This window comes from Aminobacterium sp. UBA4834, from assembly GCF_002400205.1.
Lineage (GTDB): Bacteria > Synergistota > Synergistia > Synergistales > Aminobacteriaceae > Aminobacterium > Aminobacterium mobile.
Map to the genome: position 1 here is coordinate 1 of NZ_DHFC01000005.1, position 433 is coordinate 433.

Sequence of the window (433 nt, forward strand, 5' to 3'; positions counted from 1 at the left end):
GTGATTTTTATTCTGGAATAAAAGTAAGGTGGCAAGATGGCATTTGGGAAGTAGTAGAGTATCAGCACCATAAGATGGGGCGTGGAGGGGCTGTGGTCCGAACCAAGCTTAAGAATGTCGAGACAGGCTCCATCGTTGACACCACTTTCCGTTCCGGAGAAAAATTTGAAAGAATTATCTATGACGAAAAGCCAGCTCAGTTCCTATATCAAGAAGGGGATAATTACGTTTTTATGGATATGGTTTCTTATGATCAGCTTTATATCCCTAAAGATGTACTTGGAGATGCGGCCAATTACCTCACTGACAATCTTGAGGTGCAGCTTGAGATGTTTGAAGGACGAATTATGGGTGTGGAGTTGCCTAAGAGCGTAGAGCTGAAAGTCATAGATACTCCCCCTGGATTTAAAGGTGACACTGTTTCTGGAGGAGG

The 433-nt window shown here is 43.4% G+C and carries 1 protein-coding gene; it reads left to right on the top strand.

Going from position 1 to position 433, the window contains the following annotated elements:
* Window positions 1–433, top strand: a 433-nt coding sequence (locus B3L97_RS02245) for an elongation factor P (RefSeq protein WP_286933669.1), incomplete at both ends; no start/stop codon positions are given.